This window comes from Sedimentimonas flavescens (assembly GCF_025154035.1).
GTDB lineage: Bacteria > Pseudomonadota > Alphaproteobacteria > Rhodobacterales > Rhodobacteraceae > Rhodobacter > Rhodobacter flavescens.
Window position 1 is genome coordinate 224,684 of record NZ_JAOALJ010000006.1, and the last position, 14,188, is coordinate 238,871.

Sequence of the window (14,188 nt, forward strand, 5' to 3'; positions counted from 1 at the left end):
GAGGGCCGTGCCCCTGCTGCGACACCTCGCGCGCGAGCCACATCATCTCGCGGTTTCGTGAAGCGCATATCGCATATATAGTCGTCCCGATTCTATTCGCCGGAGGAACCTCATGTCGCTTACCCCCGAACAGCTCGCCGAGATCGAGGCGCAGCGCGCCCAGCCCCAGACCACGCTGCGCGCCACCTCGCCGGGGATGGAGGCCCGCCTCTACACCGCCCATGAGGTGCTCGATCACGGCCTCGTGCGGGTCATCGACTACATGGGCGACGACGCCGCCATTTGTCAGGCCGCCCGCGTCAGCTACGGCAAGGGCACCAAGGCCGTGTCCGACGACAAGGGCCTGATCCGCTACCTCATGCGGCACTGGCACTCGACCCCGTTCGAGATGTGCGAGGTCAAGTTCCACGTCAAACTCCCGGTCTTCGTGGCCCGCCAGTGGATCCGCCACCGCACCGCCAACGTCAACGAATACTCGGCCCGCTACTCGATCCTCGACCGCGAGTTCTACATCCCCGCCCCCGAGGCCCTCGCCGCCCAGTCGAAGGTCAACAACCAGGGCCGCGGCCAGGTGCTCGAAGGCGCCGAGGCCGCCCGCGTCCTCGACCTGCTGCGCGAGGACGCGATGCGCAGCTATGACCATTACGAGGACATGCTCACCCCCGACGAGGACACCGGCAAGCTCGGCCTCGCGCGCGAGCTTGCACGCATGAACCTGCCCGCCAACATCTACACCCAGTGGTACTGGAAGATTGACCTGCACAACCTCTTCCACTTCCTGCGCCTGCGCGCCGACAGCCACGCGCAGTACGAGATCCGCGTCTATGCCGAGACGATGTGCGACATCGTCCGCGACTGGGTGCCCCAGGCCTACGCGGCCTTTGAGGACTACCGCCTCGGCGGGGTGAACCTGTCGGGCAAAGCCGTCGAAGTGCTCAAGCGCCGTCTGGGTGGCGAGGCCGTCACGCAGGAAACCTCGGGCATGTCCAAGGGCGAGTGGCGGGAGTTTATGGAGGTGTGGGGGTGAGAGACAATTACTTCCTTCTCAGCCAAGCTACTACATTCATATTCAGCGTTATTCTCGCGTATTCGTCTTGGTGGTTACCTTGGAAGGCGAACATTACTAGCACGCGAATTCTAGACATAGCAAAAAGTTCCTTGCTAGATTTTGCAACACCTATACCCTGGATTCCGGCATTATCTATATTATATATATTACTTCTAATTAAGAGCGAAAAGTTTTCCAAAAAAGCTTCTGATTGCGAGCAGGCGCACGTCGATCTGACGCGTATATCTGAAAAATTCTCACAAGAATCCGAGGATCACAGATATACTAGAGAAAATTATTACAAGAGCGTTCAGGCATCACTAAAGTACATGCTCACCCAAAACATCACGGGATTTGATGACGACTGTCGAGTAAGTATTTTTAAGATTGATTCCGAAAACCACTCTCTTTTTAGAAACATATTTCGCTACGCCCCTCAACAAAGATACAATGCAGCAGGTCGTGACACGCTGCCGGCCAGCGAAGGTCTGATAGGCCTGGCATGGCAGACAACAGGAACTGCACATTTCAGCAGTGAACACAGTTGCGACTCGGAAGAGTTCAAAAACGCCCTCGCCATCAAGCTTGACGGCGGAGGCGCATCCACTCCTCCCAGCTCGCTGAGAATGCAGTCGAAGGAGTTCTTCGTGAAGTCTTTGAGTGATCACGATGACGACGTGAGAGTTGGCGTAATCGTCTTCGAATGCACGAATGTGGGCAAACTCCGGACAGTGGCGATCGAAAAATTGCTTACTGACGAAGCGCTAACGATTTCAAGGCTTGTAAAGTACCTCGGTGTGTTAGATGAAGTTCTTAACCCTTACGATACTAGGTAGGAGTTGGCATGCCAGCATCGCTAGGAGACATTATCGCCTATCTTACGGACAACTACCCAATTAAGTCGGAGTTGTCGAAGGCGCGGATTACCAAAATGGTATATCTTGCCGACTGGAAATCCGCACAGAGAAATAAAAAACAGCTATCAAACATCCGATGGTTTTTTCATAATTTTGGCCCGTATGTTGACGACGTCATCGACACTGCCAGATCAGATCCACGCCTTAAAGTCACCTCTGGGACCAACATGTATGGCGATAGAAAAGAAAGCATCGACTACATTGGAACCGGCGAAGAAGGCAAAAAAATGTCTATCGACGAGAAAAAGATTCTCGACGAAGTTATTTCTGAAACACGATCTCTTTATTGGCAGGAGTTTATCAAGTTGGTGTACAGCACTCCACCAATAAAGAACTCCAACAGATACACCTATCTGGACTTGATAGAGGCAGCAAAAGTAGAAGCATAGATTATATAATCCATGTCTCAACGCTTCCACGCACCCCAGACCCGAGACTACCCGCTCGCCCTGCGCGAACTCCGGCAGGGGCGCAAGCTGACGCATTGGATCTGGTGGATCTTCCCGCAACTGGCCGTGCTCGGGCGCAGTGCGCAGGCGGTGGAATACGGGCTGCGCGATCTGGATGAGGCGCGCGACTATCTGGCCGACCCGCTTCTGCGCGCCCGGCTGATCGAGGCGGCGCAGGCCGTCCTCTCCCACCCCGGCACGCCGATCGAGCAGATCATGGGCCCCGTCGATGCGCTCAAGCCGCGCTCCTGCGCGACGCTGTTCGAGGCCGCCAGCCCCGACGCCGCCACCCGCGCGCCCTTCACCGCGCTGATCGACACCTTCTTCGGCGGCACCCGCTGCCCCCTGACCCTGGCCGAGATCGCCCGTTCAGGGGGCTGACGCGCCGCTCAGGCCGCGATTATCCCAAGCCAGCGCGTGATCGCGGCGACCGCCTCGGGCTCGTCAAGGAAGGGCACATGCGCCCGGTCCGGCACCTCGGCAAAGACCATGTCGGGCCGCCGCGCGCACATTTCCAGCGCCGCCGCGTGGCTCAGCAGATCGGAATTCTGACCCCGAAGCAGACACATGGGCAGGTCAGCGCAGGCTTCGAACAGCGGCCACGCCTCGGGGAGCGCATCGCCCTGGAAGGCCGCAAGGAAGGCCTCGCGCAGCTCCGGGTCGTAGTTGATCTTCACCCCGTGGTCGGTCTGCAGGTAGTGGTGCGAGACCTCCTCGGCCCAACGGCTGGCGGGCACATTGGCGAAGCCCGGCATCACCTTCGGCAGCTTTTCTGCCAGTTCCGCCAACGACTTGGCAATCGGATCGCGGCCCACATAGTCGAAGATCCGCTCCAGCCCGCCGCGCTCCAGAACCGGCCCGACATCATTGAGGCACACCCCAAGCAGGCGCTCCTTCGCCACCGCGGCAAGGAACATCCCGATCAGCCCGCCCCGCGAGGTTCCAAGAATCGCGGCCTTTTCCAACCCGAGGTGATCGAGCAGCCGCAGCGCGTCCCCGCCCTCCTGCGGCACGGTATAGGTCTGCGCCCCGGTCCACTGGCTTTCGCCGCGCCCGCGGTAATCCATTCGGATCAAACGATAATTCTTAAGGAATGGCGCTACGTAGTCAAAATCCCGCCCAGTCCGGGTCAACCCTGCCAGCGCCAGAACCGGCAGCCCCTCGCCCTCGTCGCGATAGGCGATCCGCGCCCCGTCTTCCGCCGTAAAATATTGGATATCCGACATTTTCCCCTCTTGGAACCAAGCTGTTTGCGGCTACCTTAACGGCAAAGACGGAGGTCGTCATGTCCGACACGCTGGAAAAGTTACAGGCCCGGCTGGCCGAGCTGGAAACTCAGATTGAGCAGGAATGGGACGCCCAACGCGAGCAGATGCGCTATCATATAGAGCGCGGCAAGATCGAGTTCGAAGAAGGCGTCAGGGAAGCGCACCGCATGGCGCGCGTGCATCTTTGGCTGTTCCTGCGGCGCTCGCGCCCGCTGGTCTTTCTGACCGTCCCGGTGATCTATGCGGTCGTCATCCCCTTCGCGCTGCTCGATCTGTTCGTGACGATCTATCAGTGGGTCTGCTTCCCGGTCTACGGCATCGAGAAGGTGCGCCGCCGCGATCACATCGTCATCGACCGTCAGAACCTCGCCTATCTGAACGCGATCCAGAAACTCAATTGCATGTATTGCGGTTACGGCAACGGGGTCGTGTCTTACGTGCGAGAAGTCTCGGCCCGGACCGAGAAATACTGGTGCCCGATCAAGCATGCCCGCCGGGTGAAGGGCGCACATGCCTATTACGGCGAGTTCTGCGACTTCGGCGATGCCGAAGGGTTCGAGAAGAACTCCCCCCGCTTCCGGCGCGAGTTGCGCAAGGTCACGAAAGAGGAGTGAGCAGGTCGGGAACCCCGCTCAGATCCTTGAGCATGTCAGCAGGCTTCCAGGGCAGCCGCTCGCGCGGGAAACCGGCGCGATTCACCCAGGCCACCCGAAACCCGGCCCGCGCGGCACCAGCCGCATCCCAGCCGTTGGACGAGACAAACAGAACCTCATGCGGGCGCACGCCCATCCGCTCTTCCACAAGGTCATAGACCGCTTGCGCGGGTTTGAACCGGCGGATGCTGGCGACCGAGAGGACCTCGTCGATAAGCCCGTCGATCCCGGCGGCATGGACCGCGGCGTCGAGCATCTCAGGCGAGCCGTTCGACAAGATCGCCCGCCCCACCCCGCGCGCCTTGAGCGCCGCAAGCATCGCGGGCACCTCCTTATAGGCGGGCAGCTCGCGGTAAAGCGCCATCAGCGCCTCGGCCAGGTCCGGGTCCTGCACACTTTGCGCCGCCATCGCCCAGTCGAGCCCGTCGCGGGTAAGCTGCCAAAAATCCACGTATTCGCCCATGACCTCGCGCAGCCAGCTGTATTCCAGCTGCTTGCGGCGCCAGTCGAAGGCAAGCTGCGGCCAGATCGGCGTCAGCCTTGGATCGCGCATGGCAAGCTCTCGCGCGGCGGCATCCACGTCGAACAGCGTTCCATAGGCGTCGAAAACGGCAAGCTTGATGGTCATTGCGGTTCCTCCCTGCCCTGATGCTGGCACGAAAAAAGGGGCCTCGAAAGGCCCCTTCGGTACATCCTGACAATCGGGTCAGATGTTCTCGGATTGGGGCATGCCCAGAACGTGGTAGCCGCTGTCCACCATGATGATGTCGCCGGTGGTGCAGGCGCCGTAGTCCGAGCACAGGAACACCGCCGCGCCACCAACCGATTCCAGCGTCGCATTGTGGCGCAGGGGCGCGTTCGCTTCGGTGTGGCGGTAGGTCTTGCGCGCACCGCCAATGGCCGCGCCTGCCAGCGTCTTCATCGGACCGGGCGAGACCGCATTCACGCGGATGCCCTGCGGCCCCAGATCGTTCGCCAGATAGCGCACGGCGCTTTCCAGCGCGGCCTTGGCCACGCCCATCACGTTGTAGAACGGCGTCACCCGGTTCGACCCGCCATAGGTCAGCGTGATCAGCGAGCCGCCCTCGGGCATCAACTCAGACGCACGACGCGCCACGTCGATGAACGAGTAGCACGAGATCGCCAGCGAGTTCTTGAAGTTGTCGCGCGAGGTATTGATGAAACGCCCGGCCAGCTCGTTCTTATCGGAATAGGCGATGGCATGGACCACGAAATCGAGGCTGCCCCATTCGTCCTTGATCCGCGCGAAGGCCGCATCCATCGAGGCGTCATCATTCACATCGACATCGACCAGGAAGGACGAGCCGACCGAGGCCGCCAGCGGCTCGACGCGCTTGCCAAAGGCCTCGCCCTGGTAGGAAAACGCCAGTTCAGCGCCCTCGGCGGCCAGCGCCGAGGCAATCCCCCAAGCGATCGAGCGTTCATTGGCGACGCCCATCACCAGGCCACGCTTGCCCTTCATCAGATCGGCCATCGGCTCAGTCCTTCAGCTTGCTCATGACCAAGGTGGCATTGGTGCCACCGAAGCCGAAGCTGTTCGACAGAACCGTGTCGAATTCGACGTTATCGCGCAGCGTCGTGGCGATCTCTTCGGGCTTGATCGCCGGATCAAGCTGCGTGACGTTGGCCGAGGCCGCGATGAAGCCGTTCTCCATCATCAGCAGCGAATAGATCGCCTCATGCACGCCAGTCGCGCCGAGCGAGTGCCCGGTGAGCGACTTGGTCGAAGCGATCGGCGGCACATTGCCCTCGCCGAAGACGCGGCGGACGGCCTGCACTTCGGTCACGTCACCCGCGGGGGTCGAGGTGCCGTGCGCGTTGATATAGCTGACCTTGCGGCCTTCGGGCAGCGTGGACAGAGCCAGACGCATCGAACGCTCGCCACCCTCGCCCGAGGGGGCCACCATGTCGTAGCCATCCGATGTCGCGCCATAGCCGGTCACTTCGGCATAGATCTTGGCGCCGCGGGCCTTGGCGTGCTCCAGCTCTTCCAGCACCACCACACCAGCACCGCCCGCGATGACGAAACCGTCGCGGGTCGCATCGAACGGGCGCGAAGCCGTTGCCGGCGCATCGTTGTATTTCGAGCTCATGGCGCCCATCGCGTCGAACAGGCACGACAGCGTCCAGTCAAGCTCTTCGCCGCCACCGGCAAAGACAACGTCCTGCTTGCCCATCTGGATCAGCTCCGCACCGTTGCCGATGCAATGCGCCGAGGTCGAGCAGGCCGAGGTGATCGAGTAGTTCACGCCCTTGATCTTGAACGGCGTGGCAAGGCAGGCCGAGTTGGTCGAGGACATGCAGCGCGTCACCATGAACGGACCCATGCGCTTGGGGCTGCCCTTTTCCAGCACGATCCGGTGCGCCTCGAAGACGTTATGGGTGGAGGGACCGCCCGAGCCCATCACGAGGCCCGTGCGCGGGTTCGAGATGTCGCCATCCTCAAGCCCCGAGTCAGCGATCGCCTGCTCCATGGCGAGGAAGTTATAGGCCGCGCCCGCGCCCATGAAGCGCAGGTTGCGCTTGTCGATATGGTCTTCCAGCACGATCTGCGGCATGCCGTGAACCTGGCTGCGGAAGCCATGCTCGGCATATTCGGGGGCGAAGACGATACCCGAACGGCCCGCACGCAGGCTGGCGGTGACTTCGGCGGCATTGTTGCCGATGGGCGAGACGATCCCCAGCCCGGTAATGACGACGCGGCGCATGTGCGGCCTCCTGTAGTAAGAAAGGGATCAGCTCTCGGAGAGAGCCACCTTCATGTCCTTGACCTGGTAGATAACCTCGCCATCGGCTTCGACAATGCCGTCGGCCACGCCCATGGTCAGGCGGCGGGTCTGAATGGCTTTGGTGAAATCGACCTTGTAGGTCAGCATCTTGCGATCGGGGCGCACCATGCCGGTCAGCTTGACCTCACCCACGCCGAGCGCATAGCCGCGCCCCTGCCAGCCGCGCCAGCCGAGGTTGAAGCCGGTCAGCTGCCACAGGCCGTCAAGGCCGAGGCAGCCGGGCATGATCGGGTTGCCGGGGAAATGGCACTCGAAGAACCACAGATCGGGGGTGATGTCGAATTCGGCCACGACGTGACCCTTGCCGTGCAGACCGCCGTCGCCCGAGATCTCGGTGATACGGTCCATCATCAGCATCGGCGGCGCAGGAAGCTGGGCATTACCCGGCCCGAACAGCTCGCCGCGCGCACATTTCAAAAGGTCTTCTTTACCGAAGCTTGTCGGAAAGCCTGTCATCGGCTTTTTCCCCCCATTGCTCTTTCCTCATCCCTCTAGCACCCGCAAAGCTGCGCGCGCAAGGGCCGTGGACGCGCAGCGATAACGCTCACATCACGAAAAGTCATTGAAATAAGGGCGCATGGCAACATATAAACCGGCAAGGGAGATATGACCTTGATAACAACGATCGCGATGCAACGTGGCCAGAAATGGCTGACCGAAGGCGGGCTGCGCCCCACCCGGCAGCGCCTGTCGCTTGCCTCGCTGCTGGTGGGCGATGGCCATGACCGGCACGTGACCGCCGAGGGTCTTTATGCCGCAGCCCTCGAGTCCGGCGAGAAGGTCTCGCTTGCGACCGTTTACAATACGTTGCGCGCCTTCTGCGATGCCGGGCTGATGCACGAGATCACCGTGGATGGCACGCGCTCTTATTTCGACACGCGCATGGACGATCATCCGCATTTCTTCTGGGAAGACGAGAACCTGCTGTCGGACGCCCCGGCGGAGGAACTCGAACTGGCCCGCATCCCCGCCCCGCCCGAGGGTGCCGAGATCACCCGCGTCGATGTGATCATCCGCGTCCGCAAGGCCTGAGAAACACGACAACACCCGGAAATGAAAAAGGCGCCCAGAGGGCGCCTTTCGTTTGCCGGCAGCGGCGAAGGGTCAGTCCTTCGCGCGCTCGACATAGGAGTTGTCGGTCGTGTTGATCACGATGCGGGTGCCCACGCCGATATGCGGCGGTACCATCACGCGGATGCCGCCGGTGCAGGTGGCGGGCTTGTAGGACGACGAGGCGGTCTGACCCTTCACGACCGGCTCGGTCTCTTCGACCTCGACGGTGACCTTTTGCGGCAGTTCGATCGACAGCGCCACGCCTTCATGGGTCAGCATCCACACGCGGATACCGTCGCGCAGGTGAACCTTGGCGTCGCCCACGACATCTTCCGACACGGTGATCTGGTCGTAAGTCTCGGGGTTCATGAAGTGGTAGCCTTCGCCATCCTCATAGAGGAAGTCGAATTCGTTCTCGTCCACATGGGCCTTCTCGACCGAGTCGACGGTGCGCCAGCGTTCCTGGACCTTCACGCCGTCCGAGATGCGGCGCATTTCGACCTGCGTGACCGAGTTGCCCTTGCCCGGGTGGACGTTTTCAGCGGTGAGCACGATGTAGAGAACGCCATTCATGTCGATGACGTTGCCCTTGCGGATCGAAGAGGCGATCACTTTTGCCATGGGAAGGGTCCTTGATAAGATTAGACAGGCTCTGGCGCCCGGATGGCGAAGCGCCTAAACCATCCCGGACCAGATTTCCAGCGAAAAGCCTGATCTCATGAGCCAGACCCCGTGGTGGAGCCCCGAACGTCACGCCGACCGCCGACCGGCGCTCTTGGCGCGCAACCGTATCCAGAACGCGATCCGGGGATGGCTGGCACAGCAGGACTTCTTGGAGGTCGATCCCGTCGCGCTGCAAATCAGCCCCGGCAACGAGGCGCATCTGCATGGCTTCGAGACCCACGCCATCGGCAATGACGGCATCGCCCATCCGATGTATCTGCATACAAGCCCCGAGTTCGCGATGAAAAAGCTGCTTGCGGCGGGCGAGCAACGCATCTTCGCCTTCGCCCATGTCTGGCGCAACCGCGAGCGCGGCGCGCTGCACAGCCCGGAGTTCACCATGCTCGAATGGTATCGCGTGGGCGAGGATTACACCGTTCTGATGCAGGACTGCGCGGCGATGCTGCGACTGGCAGCGCAGGCGGCGGGCAGCACGGTCCTGCGCTTTCGCGGTATCGAATGCGACCCTTTCGCCGAACCCGAACGGATGAGCGTAGCCGAGGCATTTTCGCGTTACGCAGGCCTCGATCTTCTGGCGACCTGCGATGGCGCCGAGACCGATGCCGAGGCGCTGCGCGCCCAGTGCCGCGCCGTGGGCATCAAGGTGCGCGAGGATGACACCTGGTCCTTCCTGCTCTCGAAGGTGCTGGTGGAAAAAGTCGAGCCGCATCTGGGCCATGGCCGCCCGACCGTACTTGATCGATACCCGGCCGCCGAGGCTGCACTGGCCCGCCCTGCCCCCGATGACGCCCGCGTGGCCGAGCGGTTCGAGCTGTATGCCTGCGGGGTGGAACTCGCGAATGGCTTTGGCGAGCTGACAAACCCCGCCGAGCAACGCCGCCGCTTCGCGCTGGAGATGGACGAGAAACAGGCGATCTATGGCGAGCGTTATCCGATCGACGAGGATTTCCTGGCCGCGCTGGCCCTGATGCCACCCGCCTCCGGGATCGCGCTTGGCTTTGACCGGCTGGCGATGCTGGCCACCTCAGCGCCGAAGATCGACGATGTAATCTGGACCCCGGTGGCCGAGCCTCAGCCAAAGGGCGACAGCAGCCGGTAAAGCCGCAACACCTCCAGTGGCACGACCTCGAGCGTGCGGCGGTGCGTAGCCTCCAGCACGACCTGGGGCGCGCAGCCCTCGTCATGCGCCTCAAGGAAGCGGCCCGCGCAAAGGCACCAGCGATCGCCGGGTTTCAGCCCCGGAAAGGCGAACTCGGGGCGCGGGGTGACCAGGTCATTGCCGACATAGCTCGACCAGGCCAGGAACTCCGCGTTCACCACGACGCAGACGGTATGCGCGCCGGCATCCTCCCAGCAGGTGTTGCAGTGGCCATCGCGGAAAAAGCCCGTGCGCGGCTCCATCGAGCAGGGTTCGAGCGGGCCGCCCAGCACATTCACCGAAGGCTCCATTTCCATGCGCGCACCCCGTCTGACTTCACTGCCCGCCAGCGTCTCGCCCCACCCCGGCAAAGTCAACGCTCAGTTCGCCCCGGCGATGCGGCGAAACATGGCGAGGTTGTCGGCATCGACGCCGGGTTCCTCAAAGTTGCGATCCGCCATATTGACGGCGATGACAACGCGCGCCGCCGGATTGACGTAGATATGCTGGCCGTAGATCCCGCGCGCCATGTACTCGTTGCCATGCGCGGCACTATCCACCGGCACCCACCACTGATAGCCGTAGCCCGCCCCGCCCGGCGCCTGATGCGTGGTCGAGGCGCGCACCCAGTCTGCCGGCACGATCTGCCGACCGTTCCAGAACCCCTCTTGCAGGAACATCTGCCCGAGCCGCGCATAGTCGCGCGTGCGCAGGTTCAGTCCGCCCAGCACGAAGGCCGTTCCCTCGCCATCGGTCAGCATCTCGGGCGCGGCCTCAAGTCCCATCGGTCGGATGATGCGTTCAGCCATCAAATCGGCCGGGTCGCGCCCGGTCGCCCCCGCGATCACCATTCCCAGCACATGCGTATCGATCGAGACGTAATGCATCCGCGCGCCGGGCGCCGCGGCCCGCACCGCCAGCGAGGCCGCGAACTCGTTCATCGAGCCACCAAGCGCAAGAACGCGTCCCATCCGGTTGATATCGCTGTTGAAGTCCAGATAATCCTCGTTGAAAGCCACGCCCGAAGACATGGTCAGCACATCGCGGATCGTCGCACCATCATAGGCCGAGCCCTTCAGTGAGGGCGCGTAATCCACCACCTGCCGATCCAGATCGGGGATCGTGCCATCGGCCTGCAAGGTGCCAAACAGCGCCGAGAGCACCGACTTCGCCATCGACCAGCTGATCCGCAGATCCTCGGGCGCGGTGCCGCGATGGTAGCTTTCATGCACCATGCTCCCGTCGCGCAAAACGATCAGCGCGGTGACCCATCGCCGCTCGATCCAGTCTTCCGCGTCGGGCGGCAGAGCCTCGGGCGCGCCAGGGGCAAGCGCCAACACGGGCCCGTCGCCGCGATCCAGCACGCGGTAATGGAACAGCCGATCCATGTGCGAGAAGTTCTGAACGATGCGCTCCGCCGCGAACAGGCTGTTCACCGCCATCAGCCGCGCGATCTCTTCGCGTTTCCACACGGCGAGCGCAACGGCCAGAGCCGCGACCACCACAAGAATCCGCAGCCCGATCCGCAGAAATCGCCGCATCCGTTCCTCCCCCATGCGCTATGCCGCAAGGCAACCACGCCAAGGCCGCGTCGGGCAAGCGAAACGCAGGGTAACGCGGGCCTAGTAGATGTAGCGGATCTGCTCGGACCAGTAGCGCTCCATCCGGCGCAGGGTGCGGTTCATATCGGCCATGGCCTCGGCGGTGATGACGGACTGATCTTCCATCCCGGTCGCGTGGCGCTCAAACAGCTCCCCCACCGCCGCGCGCATCTGGCGCCCCTTCGCGGTCAGCCGCACCCGGACCGAGCGGCGGTCGATCTCGCTGCGCTGATGGTGCATGTAGCCCGCATCGACCAGCTTCTTGAGGTTATAGGAGACGTTCGAGCCCTGGTAGTAGCCGCGCGTCTTCAACTCGCCCGCCGTCACCTCGTTATCGCCGATGTTGAACAGCAAGAGCGCCTGAACCGGGTTAATCTCCAGCAGGTTCAACCGCTCGAACTCATCCTTGATCACATCGAGCAGCAGGCGGTGCAACCGCTCGACCAGCGCAAGGCTGTCCAGGTAGCCCGCCATCAGGCCCGGCGCGACGGGCAAAGGGGTCTGAAATGTCATGCGTTTCTCCGCAAGTCTCGGAAGCTGGACCGAGACTGGACGAAAAACGCAAATGATCGGTTAAGCGTTCCCGGCCGGGGTGTGACGCATCTTGGCGAACCCCGCGATCTCGGTCAGCAGATCGAGATAATGCGGCGGGCAAGGCTGCGCACCCGACACCCAAGGATAGAGATCCTGATCGTTCTCTTCGAGCAGCGCGTCATAAAGATCGAGCGCGTCAGCGTCCATCATGGCCAGCTTCTCATCCGCCCAGGGGCCGAGGATCAGGTCCATCTCCTTGGTGCCGCGACGCCAGCTCCGCATCCGCATCCGCTTGAGACGCGCCTCTGCCGTTTCGCTCATTCCAGCTCTCCCGCTACCAGTTTCCGCTCAAGCCGCCCCAGACGCGCATCGAGTTCCTCGATGACATCGCGGATTGCCCGGATTTCGCGCACAAGCGCACGATCCTGACCTGCCTGTGCCACTGCCTCGGGCGGGCCGTCAAGCCCATCTCCCTTACCGGTCAGCAACCACATGAGCGAGACATTCAGCATCCCCGCCAGCATCTGCAACCGGTTGGCGCGCGGATCGGCTGCGTCATCCTCCCAGCTTTGCAGGGTTTCCTGTCGCACCCCGAGCCTCTCGGCCAGTTGCTCGACACTCATGCCGGCGGCTTCGCGCGCGCCGGTCAGCCGATCCCCAAAGGTCGCATGTTCGGCCCCATACCAATCGTCGCTCATCTCGCCTCCTGTTTCACTTGAACGGCTTCGGGCGCGAGCGTAAGACATGCACCCGGCAGATACAAACCGGAGTTCCCCTCATGGCTTTCCTTTCCGACACGCTGGCGCGCGTCAAACCCTCGCCCACCATCGCGGTGACCAACAAGGCGCGCGAGCTCAAGGAGGCTGGGCGTGACGTGATCGGCCTTGGCGCGGGCGAGCCCGATTTTGACACGCCCGACAACATCAAGGCCGCCGCGATTGCCGCGATCAACTCGGGCAAGACCAAATACACCGCCGTGGACGGCATCCCCGAGCTGAAGAAAGCCATCTGCGCCAAGTTCGAGCGCGAGAACGGCCTGAAATACAGCCCCTCGCAGATCACCGTGGGCTCGGGCGGCAAGCAGGTGCTTTACAACGCGCTGGTGGCCACGCTGAACCCCGGCGACGAGGTCATCATCCCCGCGCCCTACTGGGTCAGCTACCCGGATATGGTGCTGCTGGCAGGCGGCACGCCGGTCTTCGTGACTGGCCCGATGGAGACCGGCTACAAGATCACCGCCGAACAGCTTGAGGCCGCGATCACCCCGAAGACCAAGTGGTTCATCTTCAACTCGCCCTCAAACCCCTCTGGCGCGGGCTACAGCCATGAAGAGCTGAAGGCGCTGACCGACGTGCTAATGCGTCATCCGCAGGTCTGGATCATGTCCGACGACATGTATGAGCACCTCGTCTTCGGCGATTTCAAATTCGTCACCCCGGCGCAGGTCGAGCCCGGCCTTTACGACCGCACGCTGACTTGCAACGGCGTGTCGAAGGCCTATGCGATGACCGGCTGGCGGATCGGCTATGCCGGTGGCCCCGAGTCGATCATCAAGGCAATCGGCAAGGTGCAGTCGCAATCGACGTCGAACCCCTGCTCGGTCAGCCAGTACGCGGCGGTCGAGGCGCTGAACGGCCCGCAGGATTACATCCGCGACAGCCGCGTGGCCTTCGAGCGTCGCCGCGACCTGGTGGTCAAGGCGCTGAACGAATGCCCCGGCATCAACTGCCCGACGCCCGAGGGCGCGTTCTATGTCTATCCCTCGATCGCGGGTTGCATCGGCAAGACCTCGGCGGGCGGCGCGGCAATCGCCGATGACGAGGCGTTCGCCACGGCGCTGTTGGAAGAGACCGGCGTGGCCGTCGTCTTCGGCTCGGCCTTCGGCCTTTCGCCGAACTTCCGCATCAGCTACGCGACCTCGGACGCGCAACTGACCGAGGCCTGCGCGCGCATCAAGACCTTCTGCGAAGGCCTGAAGTAAGTTCAGAGACAACTACAGAAAAGGCGCGCAACCCGTTGGGTGCGCGCCTTTT

The 14,188-nt window shown here is 62.5% G+C and carries 19 protein-coding genes; 8 read left to right on the top strand and 11 right to left on the bottom strand.

What is annotated here, in order from left to right; all coding sequences use genetic code 11:
- The first annotated feature begins 112 nt into the window (after nucleotides 1-112).
- Genes thyX through N3C64_RS12925 form a run of 4 tightly spaced genes read left to right on the top strand, consistent with a single transcriptional unit; the run spans nucleotide 113 to nucleotide 2,795 of the window.
- Complete coding sequence (gene thyX, locus N3C64_RS12910; RefSeq protein WP_260014775.1) at nucleotides 113-1,027, top strand: FAD-dependent thymidylate synthase; 915 nt, start codon at nucleotides 113-115, stop codon at nucleotides 1,025-1,027.
- Nucleotides 1,024-1,884, top strand: coding sequence for a hypothetical protein (locus N3C64_RS12915; protein ID WP_260014776.1), 861 nt, complete (start codon nucleotides 1,024-1,026; stop codon nucleotides 1,882-1,884). The genes thyX and N3C64_RS12915 overlap by 4 nt, the downstream gene beginning before the upstream one ends.
- A gap of 8 nt (nucleotides 1,885-1,892) precedes the next feature.
- Nucleotides 1,893-2,354: a Panacea domain-containing protein gene (locus N3C64_RS12920; RefSeq protein ID WP_260014777.1), complete on the top strand. Its 462-nt coding sequence runs from the start codon at nucleotides 1,893-1,895 to the stop codon at nucleotides 2,352-2,354.
- Between the two features lie 12 nt (nucleotides 2,355-2,366).
- Complete coding sequence (locus tag N3C64_RS12925) at nucleotides 2,367-2,795, top strand: DUF1810 domain-containing protein (RefSeq protein WP_260014778.1); 429 nt, start codon at nucleotides 2,367-2,369, stop codon at nucleotides 2,793-2,795.
- Between the two features lie 8 nt (nucleotides 2,796-2,803).
- On the opposite strand, the gene N3C64_RS12930 is transcribed toward N3C64_RS12925, so the two are convergent.
- Nucleotides 2,804-3,640: an alpha/beta fold hydrolase gene (locus N3C64_RS12930; protein ID WP_260014779.1), complete on the bottom strand. Its 837-nt coding sequence runs from the start codon at nucleotides 3,638-3,640 to the stop codon at nucleotides 2,804-2,806.
- 59 nt (nucleotides 3,641-3,699) lie between these two features.
- On the opposite strand from N3C64_RS12930, the gene N3C64_RS12935 reads away from it, so the two are divergent.
- Complete coding sequence (locus N3C64_RS12935; RefSeq protein WP_218629618.1) at nucleotides 3,700-4,296, top strand: hypothetical protein; 597 nt, start codon at nucleotides 3,700-3,702, stop codon at nucleotides 4,294-4,296.
- Here the strand turns inward: N3C64_RS12935 and N3C64_RS12940 are convergent.
- From N3C64_RS12940 to fabA, 4 genes are all read right to left on the bottom strand, one after another.
- Nucleotides 4,280-4,963, bottom strand: coding sequence for a haloacid dehalogenase type II (locus N3C64_RS12940; RefSeq protein WP_260014780.1), 684 nt, complete (start codon nucleotides 4,961-4,963; stop codon nucleotides 4,280-4,282). The genes N3C64_RS12935 and N3C64_RS12940 overlap by 17 nt on opposite strands.
- A gap of 78 nt (nucleotides 4,964-5,041) precedes the next feature.
- Nucleotides 5,042-5,830, bottom strand: coding sequence for an enoyl-ACP reductase FabI (locus N3C64_RS12945; protein ID WP_233676018.1), 789 nt, complete (start codon nucleotides 5,828-5,830; stop codon nucleotides 5,042-5,044).
- A gap of 4 nt (nucleotides 5,831-5,834) precedes the next feature.
- Nucleotides 5,835-7,064, bottom strand: coding sequence for a beta-ketoacyl-ACP synthase I (fabB, locus tag N3C64_RS12950; protein ID WP_260014781.1), 1,230 nt, complete (start codon nucleotides 7,062-7,064; stop codon nucleotides 5,835-5,837).
- Between the two features lie 27 nt (nucleotides 7,065-7,091).
- Nucleotides 7,092-7,601 carry a bifunctional 3-hydroxydecanoyl-ACP dehydratase/trans-2-decenoyl-ACP isomerase gene (gene fabA, locus N3C64_RS12955; RefSeq protein ID WP_218629614.1) on the bottom strand — a complete coding sequence of 170 codons (510 nt, stop codon included), beginning with the start codon at nucleotides 7,599-7,601 and terminating at the stop codon, nucleotides 7,092-7,094.
- A gap of 150 nt (nucleotides 7,602-7,751) precedes the next feature.
- Between fabA and irrA the strand changes: the two genes are divergently transcribed.
- Nucleotides 7,752-8,177, top strand: coding sequence for an iron response transcriptional regulator IrrA (gene irrA / locus N3C64_RS12960; protein ID WP_236021103.1), 426 nt, complete (start codon nucleotides 7,752-7,754; stop codon nucleotides 8,175-8,177).
- Between the two features lie 72 nt (nucleotides 8,178-8,249).
- On the opposite strand, the gene efp is transcribed toward irrA, so the two are convergent.
- Nucleotides 8,250-8,819: an elongation factor P gene (gene efp, locus N3C64_RS12965; RefSeq protein ID WP_218629613.1), complete on the bottom strand. Its 570-nt coding sequence runs from the start codon at nucleotides 8,817-8,819 to the stop codon at nucleotides 8,250-8,252.
- Between the two features lie 97 nt (nucleotides 8,820-8,916).
- Here efp and epmA point away from each other — a divergent pair, with 97 nt between their 5' ends.
- Nucleotides 8,917-9,981: an EF-P lysine aminoacylase EpmA gene (epmA, locus tag N3C64_RS12970; protein ID WP_260014782.1), complete on the top strand. Its 1,065-nt coding sequence runs from the start codon at nucleotides 8,917-8,919 to the stop codon at nucleotides 9,979-9,981.
- Here epmA and N3C64_RS12975 read toward each other — a convergent pair.
- From N3C64_RS12975 to N3C64_RS12995, 5 genes are all read right to left on the bottom strand, one after another.
- Nucleotides 9,954-10,337, bottom strand: a complete 384-nt coding sequence (locus tag N3C64_RS12975; protein ID WP_218629611.1) for a DUF2237 family protein — start codon at nucleotides 10,335-10,337, stop codon at nucleotides 9,954-9,956. The two genes, epmA and N3C64_RS12975, sit on opposite strands and share 28 nt — an antisense overlap.
- Nucleotides 10,338-10,400: 63 nt before the next feature.
- Entirely contained in the window at nucleotides 10,401-11,561 is a 1,161-nt protein-coding gene (locus N3C64_RS12980; RefSeq protein WP_260014783.1) for a serine hydrolase domain-containing protein, read from the bottom strand.
- 81 nt (nucleotides 11,562-11,642) lie between these two features.
- The gene (locus tag N3C64_RS12985; protein ID WP_260014784.1) at nucleotides 11,643-12,134 is read right to left on the bottom strand and encodes a MarR family winged helix-turn-helix transcriptional regulator; all 492 of its coding nucleotides are present in this window, start codon (nucleotides 12,132-12,134) and stop codon (nucleotides 11,643-11,645) included.
- A gap of 60 nt (nucleotides 12,135-12,194) precedes the next feature.
- Nucleotides 12,195-12,476: an FAD assembly factor SdhE gene (locus tag N3C64_RS12990; RefSeq protein ID WP_260014785.1), complete on the bottom strand. Its 282-nt coding sequence runs from the start codon at nucleotides 12,474-12,476 to the stop codon at nucleotides 12,195-12,197.
- Nucleotides 12,473-12,853: a helix-turn-helix domain-containing protein gene (locus N3C64_RS12995; protein ID WP_218629607.1), complete on the bottom strand. Its 381-nt coding sequence runs from the start codon at nucleotides 12,851-12,853 to the stop codon at nucleotides 12,473-12,475. The genes N3C64_RS12990 and N3C64_RS12995 overlap by 4 nt, the downstream gene beginning before the upstream one ends.
- Before the next feature lie 80 nt (nucleotides 12,854-12,933).
- On the opposite strand from N3C64_RS12995, the gene N3C64_RS13000 reads away from it, so the two are divergent.
- Entirely contained in the window at nucleotides 12,934-14,136 is a 1,203-nt protein-coding gene (locus N3C64_RS13000) for a pyridoxal phosphate-dependent aminotransferase (protein WP_260014786.1), read from the top strand.
- Nucleotides 14,137-14,188 lie beyond the last annotated feature (52 nt).